The 16,486-nt window shown below is 68.2% G+C and carries 21 protein-coding genes; 11 read left to right on the top strand and 10 right to left on the bottom strand.

Annotated elements, in window-relative coordinates; genetic code table 11:
- The first annotated feature begins 43 nt into the window (after positions 1-43).
- Entirely contained in the window at positions 44-514 is a 471-nt protein-coding gene (locus tag QRN40_RS05175) for an SRPBCC family protein (protein WP_285114439.1), read from the top strand.
- A gap of 16 nt (positions 515-530) precedes the next feature.
- Here QRN40_RS05175 and QRN40_RS05170 read toward each other — a convergent pair whose 3' ends face one another.
- The 3 genes from QRN40_RS05170 to QRN40_RS05160 form a co-directional block, all read right to left on the bottom strand.
- Complete coding sequence (locus QRN40_RS05170; RefSeq protein ID WP_285114436.1) at positions 531-1,115, bottom strand: TetR/AcrR family transcriptional regulator; 585 nt, start codon at positions 1,113-1,115, stop codon at positions 531-533.
- A gap of 73 nt (positions 1,116-1,188) precedes the next feature.
- Positions 1,189-3,456, bottom strand: coding sequence for a transglycosylase domain-containing protein (locus QRN40_RS05165; protein ID WP_285114433.1), 2,268 nt, complete (start codon positions 3,454-3,456; stop codon positions 1,189-1,191).
- Positions 3,457-3,586: 130 nt separating this feature from the next.
- Positions 3,587-4,054, bottom strand: a complete 468-nt coding sequence (locus QRN40_RS05160) for a MarR family winged helix-turn-helix transcriptional regulator (RefSeq protein WP_285114431.1) — start codon at positions 4,052-4,054, stop codon at positions 3,587-3,589.
- A 368-nt stretch (positions 4,055-4,422) separates the two neighbouring features.
- Here QRN40_RS05160 and QRN40_RS05155 point away from each other — a divergent pair, with 368 nt between their 5' ends.
- From QRN40_RS05155 to QRN40_RS05145, 3 genes are all read left to right on the top strand, one after another.
- Entirely contained in the window at positions 4,423-5,097 is a 675-nt protein-coding gene (locus QRN40_RS05155) for a PadR family transcriptional regulator (RefSeq protein ID WP_285114430.1), read from the top strand.
- 171 nt (positions 5,098-5,268) lie between these two features.
- A complete protein-coding gene (locus tag QRN40_RS05150; RefSeq protein WP_285114429.1) occupies positions 5,269-6,282 on the top strand; it encodes an ABC transporter ATP-binding protein in 1,014 nt (337 codons plus the stop codon).
- The gene (locus tag QRN40_RS05145; protein WP_285114428.1) at positions 6,279-7,112 is read left to right on the top strand and encodes an ABC transporter permease; all 834 of its coding nucleotides are present in this window, start codon (positions 6,279-6,281) and stop codon (positions 7,110-7,112) included. Before QRN40_RS05150 ends, QRN40_RS05145 begins: the two co-directional genes overlap by 4 nt.
- Before the next feature lie 97 nt (positions 7,113-7,209).
- Here the strand turns inward: QRN40_RS05145 and QRN40_RS05140 are convergent, their stop codons facing one another.
- Both QRN40_RS05140 and upp read right to left on the bottom strand, forming a co-directional pair.
- The gene (locus tag QRN40_RS05140; RefSeq protein WP_285114427.1) at positions 7,210-7,965 is read right to left on the bottom strand and encodes a winged helix-turn-helix domain-containing protein; all 756 of its coding nucleotides are present in this window, start codon (positions 7,963-7,965) and stop codon (positions 7,210-7,212) included.
- Between the two features lie 379 nt (positions 7,966-8,344).
- On the bottom strand, positions 8,345-8,977 hold the full coding sequence (gene upp / locus QRN40_RS05135) for a uracil phosphoribosyltransferase (protein WP_285114426.1): 633 nt from the start codon (positions 8,975-8,977) through the stop codon (positions 8,345-8,347).
- 50 nt (positions 8,978-9,027) lie between these two features.
- Between upp and tadA the strand changes: the two genes are divergently transcribed.
- Positions 9,028-9,495 carry a tRNA adenosine(34) deaminase TadA gene (tadA, locus tag QRN40_RS05130; protein ID WP_502878897.1) on the top strand — a complete coding sequence of 156 codons (468 nt, stop codon included), beginning with the start codon at positions 9,028-9,030 and terminating at the stop codon, positions 9,493-9,495.
- 28 nt (positions 9,496-9,523) lie between these two features.
- Here tadA and QRN40_RS05125 read toward each other — a convergent pair whose 3' ends face one another.
- A complete protein-coding gene (locus QRN40_RS05125) occupies positions 9,524-10,225 on the bottom strand; it encodes a glutamine amidotransferase (protein WP_285114425.1) in 702 nt (233 codons plus the stop codon).
- Complete coding sequence (locus tag QRN40_RS05120) at positions 10,222-11,184, bottom strand: cation diffusion facilitator family transporter (RefSeq protein ID WP_285114424.1); 963 nt, start codon at positions 11,182-11,184, stop codon at positions 10,222-10,224. Before QRN40_RS05120 ends, QRN40_RS05125 begins: the two co-directional genes overlap by 4 nt.
- 23 nt (positions 11,185-11,207) lie before the next feature.
- On the opposite strand from QRN40_RS05120, the gene proC reads away from it, so the two are divergent.
- Positions 11,208-12,053, top strand: a complete 846-nt coding sequence (gene proC, locus QRN40_RS05115) for a pyrroline-5-carboxylate reductase (protein ID WP_285114423.1) — start codon at positions 11,208-11,210, stop codon at positions 12,051-12,053.
- Positions 12,054-12,060: 7 nt separating this feature from the next.
- On the opposite strand, the gene QRN40_RS05110 is transcribed toward proC, so the two are convergent.
- On the bottom strand, positions 12,061-12,732 hold the full coding sequence (locus QRN40_RS05110; protein WP_285114422.1) for a potassium channel family protein: 672 nt from the start codon (positions 12,730-12,732) through the stop codon (positions 12,061-12,063).
- On the bottom strand, positions 12,725-14,161 hold the full coding sequence (locus QRN40_RS05105; protein ID WP_285114421.1) for a TrkH family potassium uptake protein: 1,437 nt from the start codon (positions 14,159-14,161) through the stop codon (positions 12,725-12,727). The genes QRN40_RS05110 and QRN40_RS05105 overlap by 8 nt, the downstream gene beginning before the upstream one ends.
- An 81-nt stretch (positions 14,162-14,242) precedes the next feature.
- On the opposite strand from QRN40_RS05105, the gene QRN40_RS05100 reads away from it, so the two are divergent.
- The 5 genes from QRN40_RS05100 (at position 14,243) to QRN40_RS05080 (ending at position 15,755) form a co-directional block, all read left to right on the top strand.
- The gene (locus QRN40_RS05100) at positions 14,243-14,668 is read left to right on the top strand and encodes an ArsR/SmtB family transcription factor (RefSeq protein WP_285114420.1); all 426 of its coding nucleotides are present in this window, start codon (positions 14,243-14,245) and stop codon (positions 14,666-14,668) included.
- Between the two features lie 41 nt (positions 14,669-14,709).
- Positions 14,710-14,922, top strand: coding sequence for a helix-turn-helix domain-containing protein (locus QRN40_RS05095; RefSeq protein ID WP_285114419.1), 213 nt, complete (start codon positions 14,710-14,712; stop codon positions 14,920-14,922).
- 70 nt (positions 14,923-14,992) lie between these two features.
- The gene (locus QRN40_RS05090; protein ID WP_003792170.1) at positions 14,993-15,091 is read left to right on the top strand and encodes a 30S ribosomal protein bS22; all 99 of its coding nucleotides are present in this window, start codon (positions 14,993-14,995) and stop codon (positions 15,089-15,091) included.
- 104 nt (positions 15,092-15,195) lie between these two features.
- A complete protein-coding gene (locus QRN40_RS05085) occupies positions 15,196-15,459 on the top strand; it encodes a glutaredoxin family protein (RefSeq protein WP_285114418.1) in 264 nt (87 codons plus the stop codon).
- A complete protein-coding gene (locus tag QRN40_RS05080) occupies positions 15,456-15,755 on the top strand; it encodes a Dabb family protein (RefSeq protein ID WP_285114417.1) in 300 nt (99 codons plus the stop codon). The genes QRN40_RS05085 and QRN40_RS05080 overlap by 4 nt, the downstream gene beginning before the upstream one ends.
- Positions 15,756-15,785: 30 nt before the next feature.
- Here QRN40_RS05080 and QRN40_RS05075 read toward each other — a convergent pair whose 3' ends face one another.
- Complete coding sequence (locus QRN40_RS05075; protein ID WP_285114416.1) at positions 15,786-16,475, bottom strand: GntR family transcriptional regulator; 690 nt, start codon at positions 16,473-16,475, stop codon at positions 15,786-15,788.
- Between the last annotated feature and the right edge of the window lie 11 nt (positions 16,476-16,486).

Here is a 16,486-nt window from a genome sequence, read left to right as displayed (position 1 = left end):
GCCCGGCGATCGCGCCTTGCGCGGGACGTCCCGGGGGTGTGGGATGGGCGTCACGAACCGGGAGGCGACGATGGGCAACTACGTGGCGCGGGCCGAGATCGACGTGAAGGCGCCGCGGCGCGCGGTCTGGGAGCTGCTCACCTCCAACGGGTCGCGGCCGGAGATCCTGTACGGCGCCGAGATCGTCTCGGACTGGCGGCTCGGCTCGAAGATCGTCTGGCGCGGCGAGTGGCAGGGCAAGACGTTCGAGGACCACGGTCGCGTGATCGAATTGGAGGATCTGCTGGAGCCGTGGCGGATCGTCGTCACCCACTTCAGCCCGTTGAGCGGGCTGCCGGACGAGCCCGAGAACTACCACACCCTGCGGTACGAGCTGGATGAGATCCGCGGCGGCACGCGCATTACGCTCGACCAGGACAACAACCCGACCCGGGAGGCCGCGGAGCATTCGCAGGCCAACTGGGCGCAGATGCTGGAGGGCGTCAAGACCGTCGCGGAGCGCGGGACGCGCTAGACGGCCGCGCTAGGGGTCAGTCGCCGAACGCTTCGCGAAGGAAGGCGTTCAGGAAGACGTCGAACGCCTGCACCGTCGCCGTGCGGTCGCCGGTCATCAGGAAGCCGAAGTGCAGTCCGGCGGCGGAGTCGACCAGCCAGTGCGCGAGGACGCCGGCGCGCCGGGTCTCGATGCCCTGCTTCTTGAGCCAGCTCTTGACGGTGTCGCGCCAGTGCGTGAACGACGTGGTGACGCGCTTGCCGATGTCGGGGTCGATCGGCTCGAGCGCGCCCGCCTCGAACTGCAGCCGCAGACCGGTCCGGTTGTTCTCGCGCAGCGAATGGCGGAACGCCTCCTTGTACCAGTCGCGGAACTGGTCGCGGCCGAACGCCGTCACATCCACGCCGTTCAGCGACTCGGACTGCTGCCGCACGCCCTCTTCGAGGATGGCGTCGATCATCTCCTGGCGGGAGCCGAAGTGGTAGACGAACGAATACGTGCTCACGCCCAGCGCGCTCGCCAGGCTGCGGAAGGTCATCCGCGAGAGCGGCTCGGTCGCGACGTGCACCATGATGCGGCCGAGGAGTTCCGGCTTTCGGTTCGGGTCTGGAGTGCGTCCCACGCGATAACACTAGTCCGAATATCGCGCAGCATGGCTAGACAGTTGTGGCCCGCTGACCTGAAGGATCCGAGCCCTAGTGGCCCCCCTTGTCCTTCCCGTTGCCCGGTCCGGGAGCGGGTGCCGGGGCCGCCGGCGCGGCCGGGGCGGCGGGGGTCGCCGGCTTCGGCGGCTTCGGCGCGGGAGGAGCAGTCGTGAACTTGCCGCTGGGCGACGGGAAGGCGCTGCCACCGTAGACCGCATCCAGTGCGGTCAGGATGCGCTTCGCGATCGCGAACTTCACGTTGCCGCCGCCGATGCCCTGGAAGCTCTGGCTCCGGAGCGCGACCCCGCCCTGCACGTTGCCGACCCAGGTCGCCTGGGCGACCTTCGTCGTCGAGGTGACGAGCCAGTTCTCGACCGAGTTGTCCGTGGTGCCGGTCTTGCCGAAGATCGGGACGCCGTCGCCCGGGTTGGCGGATGCCGCCGTCCCGCCGCCGCGCAGCACGCCCTGCAGCGCGAAGATGGCTGCGGCGGCGACCTGCGGGTCGATCGGGGTGGTGGAGCACTGCGACTTGGGGACGGGGTGCGCTGTTCCGCTCGCGTCGACGATCTTGTCGATTGCGACCGGGCTGCAGGCGACTCCGTTGTTGGCGAGGCCCGCATATGCCGTGGCCATCGTCAGCGGTGCGATGTAGTTCGTGCCGAGCACGGACGACGGGTTCGCCATGAACGGGTTCGCCGCTTCGTCCGCGCCGTGCACGAGGAGGTCCTTGGCCCGCTGCTTGATGCCGCACAGGTCGAGCTGCGTCGCCATCTTGGCGAAGATCGTGTTGATCGACTCCGCCGTCGCGTTCATGACCGTCGTGGAGGTCACCGATTCGCCCTCGTCATTGGACACCGGCCACGGAGCCCCACCGATGTCGTTGCACGGGTCGCTGGCGTGGAACTGGTTCTGCGGGAAGAGGTGCTGCGTCCCGTTCACCGATTGGTACAGGGAGTGGCCTTCCTGCAGCCATTCGAGCAGGTCGAAGACCTTGTACGCCGATCCGGTCTGGAAGCCTTCGGAGGCGCCGTAGTCGTAATCGGTGTTGTAGTTCACCGCGGTCGTGTACGGCGCCGGGTCGGCAGTGTTGTCGTACGGCCGGTTCTGCACCATGGTGACGACACGCCCCGTACCGACCTCCACCGAGACGTTCGAGGACCCGAGGTCGAGGTTGGGGTGGGCCGGCGGGATGTACGCGCTGACGGCCGCCTGCGCCTGGTTCTGCAGGTCGAGGTTGAGCGTGGTGTAGATCTTCAGGCCGCCGCGGGTGAGGAAGTTGGAGCGGTCGTCCTCGGTCTTGCCGAAGATGCCGTCCTGGTCGATGATCCGCTCGACGTAGTCGCAGAAGAACGCGGCGTTGTACTGCTGCGCGGTCATGCACCCGTTCTGCGTGGGAGTGATCTTCGGCTCCACCTTGGTGGCGCGGGCGGCGGCGTGCTCCTCCGGGGTGATCTTGCCATTGGCGAGCATCCGGTCGAGCACGTAGTTGCGTCGGTCGAGGGTCTCCTTGTACCCGTTCGCTGCGCCGTTCTCCTTGCTGGTCGGCCGGTCGATGCGCAGGTTGTCCGGGTTGTTCAGGATGGCGATGAGCGTCGCCGCCTGCTGCAGGTTGACGTCCTTCGCGCCCACGCCGAAGTAGTACTCCGCCGCCGACTGCACGCCGTAGACCCGACCGCCGAAGAGCGCGATGTTCAGATAGCTCTGCAGGATGTCGTTCTTCGAGTACTCCTTCTCGAGCCCGATGGCGTAACGCATCTCCTTGAGCTTGCGCGACGGGTCGACCTTGGTCGCGTCGTCGTAGCAGGTCTCGTATGCGGTGAGCTGCTTCTTCTGCACCGCCGCCGTCGCGGTCGTGTCGGGCTGCTTGTTCTCGCAGCGCTGCACCAGGATGTTCTTCACATACTGCTGGGTGATCGATGAACCACCCTGCACCGACTTGTGCAGAGCGGTGAGCACCGCGCCGCGCAAGGTGCCGCTGACGTCGACGCCGCCGTGCTCGTAGAACCGGGGGTCCTCGGTCGCGATCGCGGCGTCCTTCAGGTTCTGCGAGATGCCGTCCCAGCCGACCTCGATGCGGTTCTGCGAGTAGAAGGTCGCGATGGGGACCTGCTGGCCGTTGCTGAGCGCGTACATCGTGGAGGCCTGCGCGAGCGGTTCTACCTTGATGTACTCGGGGAGGCCGTCGAACACGCTGATGGTCGAATCCGCCGCGCTACCCGTGAGCGCGACCGCGGGCGTCACCGCCGCTGCGGCGAGCACACCCGCCAGTCCGCTCAGTGCGACGAACCCCACAAGGGCAGGCGCCCATCCCCATCTCATGCGTCTTCTCCTCGTAGTGCAACCATTCGACCGTGGCCGCAATACTACGCGTCGGCGGTGACGGGTTCGGGACCTCGGCGCTCAGGTTGTGGGCGGAGCGAAGGCCGGGCGTGCCTGTGGACGGAGCCCGTCAGGAGGCGTCGCGCAGCTTGTCGCAGAGCTGGGCCAGTGTCTCCAGCTCTTCCGGTGTCAGCCGCCCGCCGACCCGATCTGTGATGGTCTTCATATGATCGACGGCCACGCGCCGGAACATCTCGAATCCCGTGTCGGTGAGACGGATCACGCTGCCGCGCGCGTCGGAGGGCTCCGGTCCCTTGTCGACCAGACCGCGCGCCACCAGCCGGTCGATCAGGCGGCTGACGCTCGGCTGGGTGAGCAGCACGTGCTTGTTCAGGTCGCGCAGGCGCAGTTCGCGGTTCGGCTGCCGCGAGAGGTTGAAGAGCACGTCGTACTCGTTGAACGAGATGTCCCGCGTCGGGAACTCCGCCGCCAGTGTGCGCATCACCGCGACCTGGGCCCGGAACAGCGACTCCCACGCGCCGACAGCGCTGATACGGGAACGATTGGTGGGTGCCGATGCTGTCGCGCTCTCCGCCATGACCGGTCCTCCCTCTGCGAGCTCGATGCATTCGCATCTTCTCATCATGCGCGGGGAGCGGCATCCGTGCCACCACGGGGCGGAAATAAGGGGACGGCCGGAGGCGGCGCTTAACAGATTGAGGGCCGACCGCAGAGGCTAGCGGCCGGCCCTCTCCCTTGCACCAAGAGTGTCCTGCAATCACATTCCGCGATGGCTGCCACAGCAAACAACCATTGCTCTTGAACTATATAACGAAGAGGTAACGGCATCTAGTTATCAAGTCGTTATTTTTTCTGCGAATTCGCTATGCGTACTTTTCGGGGTGGACATGCCTATCCGAAAGCGAATACTCTGATTCGAGTAATCGATCGGAGAGGAGCAGTCCTATGGCGAAACGCGCGGTGGCCAACCCGCTGGCGCTCGCGGTGCTGGCCTGCCTCTGGGAGCGACCGATGTACCCGTACGAGATGACGACGACGATGAAGGAGCGGGGCAAGGAGGACAGCATCCGCCTCAACTTCGGCTCTCTCTACTCGGTCATCAAGTCGCTCGAGAAGAACGGCTTCATCGAGGTCGCCCAGACCGAGCGCGAGGGCAACCGCCCCGAGCGGGTCGTCTACGCCATCACCGCCGCCGGCCGACGAGAAGCAGAGGAGTGGCTGCGCGAGCTCGTGGCCGTGCCCGTCAAGGAGTACCCGGCCATCGAGACCGGCCTCTCCCTGCTCCCAATGCTTCCGCCGGCGGTCGCCGCCGACCTGCTCGAGGGGCGCCGCGACCGGCTGGACGCCGACCTGGCCGCACGCCGCGAACTGCTCGCGCAGTCCGGCGAGCTCCCCGAACTGTTCATGGTCGAGTTCCACTACCGGATGGCTGTCCTGGAGGCGGAGCGCGCCTACGTCGCCGACCTCGCGTCCCGCATCCGCGACCGCTCCGTCGGCGGCTACGAGTGGTGGGAGCAACTGCACCGTCTGCTCGATCAGGGCATCACCATGGAGGAGCTGCGCGGCCGCATCGCCGACGGCGCCTTCGGAGAGGAGGCGGCCGCGCTGTTCACACCGTGAGCCGGCGGCGCCCGACAGCGGCGCCGCAGAACGATGGCCGGAGAGCGGCAACTCTCCGGCCATCAAGACCTTCAGTCGTTCCGTCAAGGAACCTGCGTCAACAGTCACCGAGGGCTGTCTTCAAGGATACCCGCGCCGGTGGCTGCCCAACCAGAAAGAGAGAAAGCCACCATGGCAACCGCAACCGGTCCGGCGCTCGCCGCCGACCACCTCGTGAAGACCTACAGCGGAGGACGGGGCAAGCCCCCGATCCGCGCCGTCGACGGCCTGAGCTTCGAAGCCCAGCCCGGAACCGTCTTCGGACTGCTCGGCCCCAACGGCGCCGGCAAGTCGACGACGATGAAGATCCTGTCCACGCTCACCCGTGCCGACTCGGGGACGGCGTTCGTCGCCGGGATCGACGTGGCGCGGCATCCCACCCGCGTCCGCCGGGCCATCGGGTTCGTCGCCCAGAAGCCCGTGTCCGACCCCATGGACACAGGAGTCGAGAACCTCGTCCTCGCCGGACGTCTGCAGGGGATGTCCGGGCGGGATGCCTCGGCCCGCGCGAGCGAGCTGCTCGACCGCTTCGGACTCGCCGAGGCCGCACGACGACAGGTGAAGACCTACTCCGGCGGCATGGCCCGCAAGCTCGACGTGGCCATCGGTCTCATGCACCGGCCGGAGGTGCTGTTCCTCGACGAGCCGACCACCGGCCTCGACCCGGAGGCGCGCGCCGAGCTGTGGCTGGAGCTCGACCGGATGACGACCGCCGAGAATCTGACCGTCCTGCTCACGACCCACTACCTGGATGAGGCGGACAGGCTCGCCGACCGCCTCGTGATCGTCGACCACGGCGGCGTCGTCGCCGGCGGGACGCCGGAGGAACTCAAGAACGACCTCCGCGGCGACGCCGTGATCGTCGAACTGGCCACGGACGCAGACCCGTTCGCCGGTCTCGCTGCGCTCCAGCGGGTGCAAGCACTGCGCGAGGTCGGCGGCGACGGGCGCACGCTGCGTGCGCGCGCTGACAGCGGAGCGGCGACGCTTCCTCTCGCGCTCGCCGCACTGGAGGCTGCCGGCATCCCGGTCGCCTCCGCCACGGTCGCCCGGCCCAGCCTGGACGACGTCTATCTGCGGCACACCGGCCGCACCTTCAGGCGGGCTCAGGAGTCCGCCGAGTTCGTCCTGGAGAACGCATCATGACCGCCGCAGTCCTCACTCCGTCCACGTCGCCGTCGCTCCGCCGGAGCGGCCCGACCTTCCTCACGCACACGCTGCTACTGACCGGTCGTCAGCTGCGCGCAGCCTGGCGCCTGCCCGTGTTCCTGGTGATGAACCTCGTCCAGCCGATCATCTGGTTGCTGCTCTTCGGCGAACTGTTCAAGTCGGTGATCAACATCCCCGGCTTCGGCGCCGCGGGTCAGACCTATCTCGAGTACCTGACGCCGGGTGTCGTGATGATGCTCGCGCTGTTCGGGAGCGCGTGGTCGGGCACCGTGTACATCCAGGACATGGACCGTGGGGTGATGGACCGGTTCCTCACGTCGCCCACGAACCGTGCGGCGATGATCGTGTCCACGCTCGTGTACCAGTCGATCCTCGCCGTCGTGCAGTCGCTCGTCGTCGTGGGGATCGCACTCTGGGCGGGTGCCCGCTTCGACGGCGGAGTGGTCGGCATCCTGCTGTTGCTGCTGGGGGTCGTGCTGCTCACCGCGGTGTTCTGCTCGCTGTCGAACGCGGTCGCGCTGCTGGCCCGCGAGCAGACCGCGCTGATCGGCATCTCGCAGCTGCTGACGCTGCCGCTGATGTTCCTCAGCTCGGCCATCATGAACACGAAGCTGTCGCCGGAGTGGGTGCAGAACGTCTCGGCATACAACCCGTTCGAGTGGGCGGTGATCGTCGGGCGCCAGGCGCTGAGCGCGCACCCCGACTGGGCGACCCTGTGGCTGCACGCGGGACTGCTGGCCGCGCTGGCCGTCGTGATGGCGGCCTGGGCGACCAGCGCCTTCCGCGTCTACCAGCGCTCCGCCTGACCCCAGCCCGGTCCTAGCCCCCGAGCACAGGAAAACGGTCGCGTTTCGGCGTGAAACGTGACCGTTTTTCCTGTGCTCGGGGGCTAGTGCTCGGCGGCTAGAACAGGTCGGGGGAGGGGGCGCTCGCGTAGCGGATCGAGACGTCCGCGTGGCGGTCGAAGCGGTAGCCGACGCCGCGCACCGTCCGCACGATGTCCTCGTAGCGGGCGAGCTTCGCGCGCAGGCGGCGGACGTGCACGTCGATGGTGCGCTCGTTCGGGATCTCGTCCTCGTCGGCGGCGCTCCACAGCGAGCTGATCAACTCGGAGCGCTCGATCGTGCGGCCCTCGCGCAGCACCAGGTACTGCAGCAGCTCGAACTCCTTGTACGTGAGCGCGACGGTCTGGTTGTCGAGCACGAGCCGCTTGCGCGAGATGTCGACGACGACGCCGGAGGCCGCACGGTCCTCGTCTTCGTCGACCGTGGCGGCGTGCCGGTGCTTCGCGATGGCCGCCGGGTCCTGCAGGGCGAGACGGACCACATCCACGTCCCGTCCGCCGGAGCCGGCCGGGGCCAGGGCGACGGCGGCGTAGGTCTCCGCCGCGGGGGCCAGCTCCGCGGTGAGGCGCTTCAGCGCCTCCACGATGCGGCCGAGGTCGGTGCCGGCTTCAGCGGCCTTCGCCTCGTCGATGCCGACGTAGAGGACGAAGCCGCGGGCCTCGGTTCCCTCGGGAACGGCGCGGATGCGAGGAGCGGCCTCGGCGGCGGGAGCGGGAGCGGTTGCGGCCGGCGTCGGCGCTGCGGCGCGGACGGGGCTGACGGGCGAGACGGCGGAGGTGCGGGTGAAGGCGGTGTCGACGGTGGCCAGAGACATGGGAATCGAGTCCTTAAGTGATGATGCGCCGCATCCCTGTGCTGAAGCCTCCGCGGGTACGGCAGAGGAGGGATTCTGCGGGAAGTGTTGTGTTGTGGCCCTAGAGAGCGGGCCGGGTGCGCGGGAGCGTGAGTGTGGCGTTCCCGGGGAACATGCGCCCGATCACGACGGGATGGCGTCGGTGGGGTGCTGTTCGGCGAAGGGTCGTCAGATCAGCGACACTTTCGGCAACACATGACCGAGTCGCGGCCGGGCATCATCATGCCGGCATCCCCAGGGGCCTCGAAGGAGGTCAGGGTACGCGAGTTGTCAGTCATGCTCGTTAGTAAAACCGACGATGACTCGACGTGTCAAATCATTACGCAATGTTGCGGCGGTGCTAGACGGTGCCGTAGAGGCGGTCTCCGGCGTCGCCGAGACCCGGGACGATGTAGCCGTTCTCGTTCAGGCGCTCGTCGAGCGCGCCCAGGACGATCGTCACGTTGCGGCCTTCTGTCGCCTTCTCCAGCGCCTCCAGGCCCTCGGGTGCGGCGAGCAGGCAGATGGCCGTCACGTCCACCGCGTTGCGTGCGAACAGGAACTCGATGGCGGCACCGAGCGACCCGCCGGTCGCGAGCATCGGGTCGAGCACGAAGCACTGCCGGTCCGACAGGTCCATCGGAAGGCGCTCCGCATAAGTGGTCGGCTCGAGGGTCTCCTCGTTGCGGACCATGCCGAGGAACCCGACCTCGGCCGTGGGCATCAGGCGCACCATGCCCTCGAGCATCCCGAGCCCGGCGCGCAGGATGGGGACGACCAGCGGACGCGGCTCGCTGAGCGCGACACCCATCGTCGTGGTGACCGGCGTCTCGATCTCGACCGGCTCGACACGGACGCCGCGCGTCGCCTCGTAGGCGAGCAGTGTGACGAGCTCCTCGGTCAGCTGGCGGAACACCGGCGACGGGGTCCGCTTGTCGCGGAGCACCGTCAGCTTGTGGGTGATGAGTGGGTGGTCCGCAACGTGCACTCGCATAGGCTCAAGGCTAGCCGAACATCCCCGACGCGATCCCCGGAGGTCCCGCCGTGAGCCTCACCGTGCCCGCCGCCTACGAGCAGTGGATGCGTCGCGCCCTGGCGGACGCGCGGCTCGCCTTCGACACGGGCGACGTGCCCGTCGCCGCCATCGTCGTGGACGAGAACGGCGAGGTCATCGGCACCGGCCGGAACGAGCGCGAACTGCGCCACGACCCGACGGCGCACGCCGAGGTGCTCGCCCTGCAGGAGGCGGCGGCGTCGCGCGAGGACTGGCACCTCGAAGGATGCACGCTCGTCGTCACGCTCGAGCCGTGCGTCATGTGCGCGGGCGCGGTGCTGGCCGCGCGCGTCCCGACCGTCGTGTTCGGCGCGTGGGACGAGAAGGCCGGCGCCGCCGGCTCGGTCTACGACGTGCTGCGCGACCGGCGGCTGCATCACCGCGTCGAAGTGTTCGCGGGCGTGCTCGCGGAGGAGTGCGGCGACGTGCTGCTCAACTTCTTCCGCGCCAAGCGCTGACGCGGGCGGTTCGTGCGCGGGGGCCCGCTTACGCGGGGAGCCCGTCCAGCCACTCGGAGAACGCGCGGCGCGAGGCCTCCTGCATCGCTGCCGAGTACACCTCGCGGTCGCGCCGCATCGCATCCGGGTCGATGGCGTGCTCGTCCAACTCGTTGTAGCCGTCGGAGACCCACGTCTCGTGCATCTCGTCGGTGACCTCCGGATGGAACTGCACCGCGAGAGCGAAGTCGCCGATCGCGAACGCCTCGTTCGAGTAGTCGCTCGAGGACGCGAGCAGGGTCGCCTCCTTCGGCAGCTCGAAGGTGTCGCCGTGCCACTCGACCACGGGAACGCCGTCGAAGTGGCGGATCGGCGACTCCGCGCCGGCGTCGGTCGCCTCGACGCGCCGGTAACCGATCTGCATGGTTTCGCCTTTGTAGACGCGCTCGCCCAGCGCGCCGGCCATCAGCTGGGCGCCCAGGCACACGCCGAGGGTCGGACGCTGCGCTCCGATGCGGGCGCGCAGCAGATCCTTCTCTCGGTCGAGGAAAGGGAACTCGTCGGTCTGGTACGCGCCCATCTCGCCGCCCAGGACGACCACGAGGTCCGCCTCTGCGGGATCGATGGCCGCGACATCCTCGGTGGTCACATCCACGATCCGCAGGTCGTAGCCGTGCTCGACGAGCACTGGACCGATGTTGCCGAGATGGATGCTCGGATCGTGCTGCAGGATGACGGCGGTGCGGGTCACTCGAGTCCCTTGATGACGATGGTGTCGGTGGCGGGTGCGGCTTCGTTCGGGTCGACCCACACATCCGGTTCGATGTAGATGACCCGGGCGGCGGGGACGGCGTCGCGGATGCGGCGCTCGACCACATCGATCGCCGCCGCGACATCCGCCAGGCGGTGCTCGCCGGAGAACGCCAGCTTCGCGGCGACCATCAGCTCGTCCGGCCCCAGGTACAGCGTCTTCATGTGGATGATCCGCTCGACCTCCGGACCGGCGGTCACGGCGTGCTCGATCGCGGCCAGGTCGGCATCCGTCGCGCCCTCGCCGACGAGGAGGCTCTTGGTCTCCATGCCCAGCACCACCGCGACGGAGACGAGCAGTGCGCCGATGAGGACGGTGCCCACGCCATCCCACACGCTGTTGCCCGTAATGACGGTCAGCCCGACACCGAGGAGAGCGAAGACCAGACCGGTCAGGGCGGCCACATCCTCCAGCAGCACGACGGGCAGCTCGGGTGCCTTCGCCCGGCGGATGAACTGCGGCCACGACAGGCTGCCCTTGTGCGGGCGCGACTCCTTCACCGCGGTGCGCAACGAGAACGACTCCAGTCCGATCGCGATCAGGAGCACGAGGATGGGCAGCCACGCGTTCTCGAGCGGATGCGGGTGCGTGAGCTTCTCGATGCCCTCGTAGATCGAGAAGACGCCGCCGACCGAGAACAGGATGATCGAGACGACGAAGGCGTAGACGTAGCGCTCGCGGCCGTAGCCGAAGGGGTGCTCGCGGTCCGCCTGGCGGCGCGACTGCCGGCCGCCGAGCAGCAGGAGCAGCTGGTTGCCGGAGTCGGCGAGCGAGTGCACACCCTCCGCGAGCATCGACGACGAACCGGAGAACGCCCACGCGATGAACTTCGTCAGCGCGATCCCCAGATTGGCTGCGAAGGCCGCGATGATCGCTCTGTTTCCGCCGGATGCGCTCATGCACCTCATCCTAGGATGGCCGCATGGATGACACGCAGAACGTGACGCTTCCGACGATCGCCATGCTGGGCGCGGGTTCGATGGGCCGCGCGATCCTCAGCGGGCTGCTTGCGCCCGGCGTGCAGGTGGCCGGGATCCGGGTGACCAACCGGTCGGAGGCGCGCGCTGCGGAGCTCGCCGGAACGCCGGGCGTGACCGCGTATGCGACGGAGACCACCGCGGAGGCTAACCGCCTCGCCGTCGACGGCGCCCAGGTCGTGATCGTGGCCGTCAAGCCGGCGATGGTCCGCGACCTGCTGGGTGAGATCTCCGCCTCGCTGGCCCCGGGAACGGTCGTCGTCAGCGTCGCGGCCGGTGTCACCACCGAGACGATGGAGTCGCTGCTGCCCGACACCGTGTCCGTCGTGCGCGCGATGCCGAACACGCCCGCGGTGGTGGGCAAGGCCGTCACGGGGATCAGCGCCGGATCCGGCACCGACCCCAAGGACCTCGCCGTCGTGCGTACCCTCTTCGAGACGGTCGGCGAGGTCGTCGAGGTGCCGGAGTCGCAATTGGATGCGCTGGGCACCATCTCGGGCTCGGGCCCGGCGTACGTCTTCTTCCTCATCGAGGCGCTGACCGAGGCGGCCGTGCAGAAGGGCTTCAGCCGCGAGCAGGCGGCCACCCTCGTGAACGGCACCTTCCTCGGCGCCTCCGAGCTGCTCGTGTCCTCGGGCGAGGACCCCGCCGAGCTCCGCCGCCGCGTGACGAGCCCGAACGGGACCACCGAGCGCGCGATCGCCGTCCTCGCGGACGCCGACCTCCCGGCGCTCTTCACCCGCGCGACCGACGCGGCCCTCGCCCGCTCGCGCGAGCTTTCCGCCGGCTGACCCGGGGCTAGGGCTCGAGGGCGGCGAAGCGCTCGATGTCGGCGGAGGCACCGGAGACGATGACGAGGTCGTGATCGGAGACCACCGTTTCGGCCGTGGCGTACGTGAACGGCTTGCCCGGGCTCTTCACACCGACGACGGTGATGTTGTACTTCGAGCGCACTCCCGAGGCGCCGAGGCGCATCCCGCGGATCGGCTTCGGCGGGTACATCTTCACGAGCGCGAAGTCGTCGTCGAACTCGATGAAGTCCAGCATCCGCCCGGACACCAGGTGCGCCGCGCGCTCGCCCGCCTCCGCCTCCGGGTAGATGACGTGGTTGGCGCCGATCCGCTCCAGGATCTTGCCGTGCGATTTCGAGATCGCCTTCGCCCAGATCTGCGGCACCTTCAGGTCGACGAGGTTGGCCGTGATGAGCACGCTCGCCTCGATGGAGGAGCCGACGGCCACCACCGCGATCGAGAAGTCTTCCGCGCCGACCTGGCGGAGCGTCTCGATGGACCGCGCATCCGCCTGCACAGCGTGCGTGACGCGGTCGGCCCACTTCTGGACGAGGTTCTGGTCCGTGTCGATCGCCATCACCTCGCGGCCCAGCCGATCCAGCTCGCCCGCCGTCGCCGCCCCGAACCGTCCGAGGCCGATGACGATCACCGGCGCGTTGTGTCTGATCCGGTCAACCAACGAGCGGCCTCTCCTCGGGATTCTGGTACAGCTGTCGCCGTTGACTCTGGGCCAGCGCCGCGGCGAGAGTCACTGTACCAACGCGCCCGCAGAACATCGTGGCGACCATGACGTAGACGCCGGCGTCCGGGAGGCGCTCGGTCAGGCCCGTCGAGAGACCGCAGGTCGCGAAGGCGGAGATGACGTCGAACAGCACGTGGTCGAGCGGCGCCTTCGTGATCTGCAGGATGAGCACACTCGACACCGCCACGATGGTCGCGCCCCACAGGGCGACGGAGACCGAGAGGCGTAGCACGTCGATCGGGATGCGCCGGCGGAACGCATCCATCGAGTCCACGCCCCGCGCCTCGGCGAAAGCGGCCAGGAAGAGGACGGCCAGGGTGGTCACCTTGATGCCGCCCGCCGTGGATGCGGAGCCGCCGCCGATGAACATCAGCATGTCGGTCACGAGGATGCTCGAGCCGTGCAGGTCGTCGATCGAGATCGTGGAGAAGCCGCCCGATCGCGCCATGGTGGACAGGAAGAACGACTGGAAGATCGTGTGCCCGGCGTCGAGATGCCCGAAGGTCTTCGGGTTGTCGTATTCCAGGACGATGTAGAGCACCGCGCCCGCGACCAGGAGGACGAGCGAGGTGATCACCGTGAGCTTGACGTGGATGGACCAGCGGCGCCGCTTCTCGCGCAGGTTGGAGGCGATCGCGAAGATGACCGGGAAGCCGATCGCTCCGAGCAGCACCCCGATCATGAGCGCGCTGAGGAACCAGTAGTCCGTCGCGAACGCCTGGATGCCTTCCACGTTCGGCGTGAATCCCGTGTTCGTGAACGCCATTGCCGCGTAGTAGAGGGATTCCCATGCAGCGGTGCCCACGTCGATCCCCGCGATGAGCATGCGGGGGAACAGCAGCAGTGCCACGAGCAGTTCGATGACGACCAGGCTGGCTGCGACGGTCGTCAGCAGCTTGCCCACCTCCCCGAGCCGCACCGCCTGCCCCTCGGCGACCGGACCCGCGTGGATGCGCAACGGATTGCTGTCGCTCGCGGCCATCAGCTTGGCCCGGAGGCCGAGCTTGCGCGAGATGACCAGACCCAGGATGGAGGCCATGGTCAGCACGCCGACGGCACCAACCTGCACGCCGATGTAGACGAGCAGGTGCCCGAACATCGACCAGTGCGTCGCCATGTCCACCGTCGCGAGCCCGGTCACGCAGATCACCGAGGTCGCGGTGAAGAGCGAGTCCGCGAGCGGAGTCCAGCGACCGCTCGACGAAGAGATCGGGAGCGAGAACAGCAGCGTGAAGACGAGGATGAGCAGCGCGAACACGAGGATCGCGAAGCGAGAGGGACTGCGTGCGGCGAATTCGTTGATCGCAGCGCGGACGCGTCCCGCCGGCGAAGCGGACTGGCCGGCGACCGCCCGGGTGGCGCTCATGTCTGGTCCTTCCCGTCGTCTGCGAATGTCGGGCGGGCTTCGGACATGGTACTGCGCCGGGGGAATGGCTAGCCTGGGGACATGGCCGACATCTTCGACGTGATCGCCGACCCGACGCGGCGCGAGATCCTGCGGGTGCTCCTGGACCGCAACTCGGATGCGGTGCATTCCGTCGGCGAGATATCCGTGTCCGAGATCGTCGCCACCCTCGAGCTGAGCCAGCCGACGGTGTCCAAGCACCTCAAAGTGCTGCGCGAAGCAGGCCTCGTCTCGGTCCGCGAGGAGGGGCAGCATCGCTACTACCGCCTCGACGCGGGACCCCTGGAGGCCGTCGAGGACTGGGTCATTCCGTTCACGGCATCCGATGAGGACCTGGAGCTGACCGCCCGCCTGGCGGAGGAGACCCGGGAGTTCGCGAGCACGGTCGGCAAGGTCCTCGCCGACACCCGGCACCGCGTCTCGTCGGCGACCGAGAGGGTCACTCCGAAGAAGTGGCGCAAGGACTGACCGTCCCGAGTACGATGACCGGAAAGAGGGAGGGCGGCACCATGGCACACGATCTGCGGGATGTCCGCTTCCTGACGGTCGCCGAGGTGGCCGACATGATGCGCGTCTCCCGGATGACCGTGTACCGGCTCGTCCATTCCGGCGAGCTTCCGGCGATCCGCTTCGGTCGCTCGTTCCGCGTTCCCGAGTCCGCCGTCGAGCACCTGCTGCAGGCGGCCACCTTCCCGGAGGGCGGCGTCGCGGACTCTGCCTGACGTCCGGTAGACTGTCACCTCGTGTCGCCGCGCGCCCCGCGGCATACCCCTGAATCTTTGTGAGGTCTACGTGGGTTCCGTTATCAAGAAGCGTCGCAAGCGTATGGCGAAGAAGAAGCACCGCAAGCTTCTTCGCAAGACGCGCCACCAGCGTCGCAACAAGAAGTAGACCCCGAGTCTGCAGTTCAAGCGTCGGTCCTCACGGTCCGGCGCTTGTCTTGTCTGCGCCTCGTTCGCTGGGTTGGCCGCGTTCGCTCCGTTTAGAGTGGATGCGTGTCCACCGTCTCCCTCACTCTGATCGGCAAGCCGGGCTGTCACCTCTGCGATGACGCGAGGGACGTCATCCACTCGGTGATCGCGGAGTTGCCGGACGGTGCTCCGACCGTGGCCGTGGATGAGCGCGACATCCTGCAGGAGCCGGAGCTTCACGACAAGTACGTCGAGGAGATCCCGGTCGTGCTCATCGCTGGGCGCGTCCACACCTACTGGCGCGTCGATCCGGGCCGCCTGCGCACCGCACTCCTGGAGGCCGTATGACCATCCGCCACGTCGTCTCGTGGAAGCTCGCGACCGCCGACGAGTCGGAACGGGCCGAGCAGGCCGCGCGCATCAAGAGCGGGCTGGAGTCGCTTCCCGCCGTGATCCCGCAGCTGCGCAGCCTCGAGGTGGGCGTCACCGTCGTGCCGGGCGACGACTTCGACGTGGTGCTGATCAGCGATTTCGACAGCCTGGAGGACATCCAGGTGTATCAGCAGCACCCCGCGCACCTCGAGGTGGCGGCGTTCATCCGTTCGGTGGTCGGCGCGCGCGCCGCCGTCGACTTCGAGGTCTGAGCGGCCCGAACAGCGAGGTCAGACGGAGCGTCAGAAGACGGGCGCCTGGGCGATGTCGGCGTCGTTCCGGCGGTAGTCGTCGAGGAACTGCGTCAGGGTGCCCGCGTACAGCGCCTTCACGAGGTCGCCGGCCGTTGCCCCGTCTCGCTCCTTCGCGGCCGCGACCACGCCGGCAAGTGCGCCGGGGAGGTCGTCGATGCCGAACGGCGTCTTCCAGACCGAGATGTAGCGGAGCAGTTGCGGGCTGAGGCCTTCGCTGACGCTCACGAGCACGTCGTTGCCTCCGGCGCGCGCGAGTTCGAGGAAGAAGTCGTTGAAGGCGTGGCCCAGCGCGGGCAGGTCACGCGCCTTCGCGCTCTTCTTGACCTGCTTCTGCGCCTTGTCGAGCCGCGCCACCGCCGCGTTGTCCAGGGACGGGACGAAGGCGCGCGCTGCGTACTCGTGGAGCAGGCCGGTCGTGTAGATGGCCTCGTCGATCGCCTTCAGGTCGATCGGCGCCACGCGCGTGTAGCGGTTCGGTGCCATTTCGACCAGGCCGATGTCGGCGAGCTTCATCAACGCCTCGCGGATCGGGGTGCGCGAGACGCCGAGCCACGCGGTCAGCTTCTCATCGAGTAGCGTCTCCCCGGGCTCGAGCGTGCCGTCGAGGATCCCGTCGTACAGGCGGTTGTAGACGACGTCGCGCAGCAGCCGGCGCTCGACCGGGGCGGTATCGCTCACGGGCAATGGCA

It is taken from the genome of Leifsonia sp. fls2-241-R2A-40a (assembly GCF_030209575.1).
In the GTDB taxonomy this organism is placed as follows: domain Bacteria; phylum Actinomycetota; class Actinomycetes; order Actinomycetales; family Microbacteriaceae; genus Leifsonia.
The sequence above is the reverse complement of the archived record's forward strand: the minus strand, read 5'-3'. Positions and strand labels throughout refer to the sequence as shown.

Coding starts and splice junctions, on each gene's coding strand:
- proC (WP_285114423.1), top strand. CDS start 11,208: ATGGATGACACGCAGAACGTGACGCTTCCGACGATCGCCATGCTGGGC.
- QRN40_RS05080 (WP_285114417.1), top strand. CDS start 15,456: ATGACCATCCGCCACGTCGTCTCGTGGAAGCTCGCGACCGCCGACGAG.
- QRN40_RS05160 (WP_285114431.1), bottom strand. CDS start 4,054: ATGGCGGAGAGCGCGACAGCATCGGCACCCACCAATCGTTCCCGTATC.
- QRN40_RS05155 (WP_285114430.1), top strand. CDS start 4,423: ATGGCGAAACGCGCGGTGGCCAACCCGCTGGCGCTCGCGGTGCTGGCC.
- QRN40_RS05105 (WP_285114421.1), bottom strand. CDS start 14,161: ATGAGCGCCACCCGGGCGGTCGCCGGCCAGTCCGCTTCGCCGGCGGGA.
- QRN40_RS05150 (WP_285114429.1), top strand. CDS start 5,269: ATGGCAACCGCAACCGGTCCGGCGCTCGCCGCCGACCACCTCGTGAAG.
- QRN40_RS05145 (WP_285114428.1), top strand. CDS start 6,279: ATGACCGCCGCAGTCCTCACTCCGTCCACGTCGCCGTCGCTCCGCCGG.
- upp (WP_285114426.1), bottom strand. CDS start 8,977: ATGCGAGTGCACGTTGCGGACCACCCACTCATCACCCACAAGCTGACG.
- QRN40_RS05175 (WP_285114439.1), top strand. CDS start 44: ATGGGCGTCACGAACCGGGAGGCGACGATGGGCAACTACGTGGCGCGG.
- QRN40_RS05100 (WP_285114420.1), top strand. CDS start 14,243: ATGGCCGACATCTTCGACGTGATCGCCGACCCGACGCGGCGCGAGATC.
- QRN40_RS05165 (WP_285114433.1), bottom strand. CDS start 3,456: ATGAGATGGGGATGGGCGCCTGCCCTTGTGGGGTTCGTCGCACTGAGC.
- QRN40_RS05140 (WP_285114427.1), bottom strand. CDS start 7,965: ATGTCTCTGGCCACCGTCGACACCGCCTTCACCCGCACCTCCGCCGTC.
- QRN40_RS05095 (WP_285114419.1), top strand. CDS start 14,710: ATGGCACACGATCTGCGGGATGTCCGCTTCCTGACGGTCGCCGAGGTG.
- QRN40_RS05120 (WP_285114424.1), bottom strand. CDS start 11,184: ATGAGCGCATCCGGCGGAAACAGAGCGATCATCGCGGCCTTCGCAGCC.